The organism is Erwinia sp. PME.40.26/001, from assembly GCF_055556675.1.
The window spans coordinates 1-267 of record NZ_JBVHNP010000204.1 but is presented as its reverse complement, the minus strand read 5'-3'; the positions used below and the strand labels follow the sequence as shown (position 1 = coordinate 267).

General features: G+C 65.5%; 1 protein-coding gene. It reads right to left on the bottom strand.

All coding sequences use genetic code 11. From position 1 onward, the window contains the following. Positions 1–267: M55 family metallopeptidase (locus tag ACZ3HG_RS23850; protein ID WP_465334864.1), on the bottom strand; the 267-nt coding region annotated here is incomplete at both ends.

Genomic DNA, 267 nt, shown 5'->3' with positions numbered 1-267 from the left:
AAAGCTGTTGGTGGTGTGCGCCAGGATGCCGCGTCCTTGAGCGCGCGAGTGGTAACCCACCAGCATGACCGCATCGATATCATGATCCACGCCGCCCATCATGCCCAGCACGCGCGGCTTGCCCAGCACCATGCGCGCCTGCGGGTGCAGCAGGTCCGGCAGCAGGTTGCGGAAGCCGCCATGCGAATCGTTGACCTTGATGGCCGTTGCACCAGCCGCCAATGCGCCACGGATGACGGCATTGGCCTCCTCGGTCATCCAGCGCCG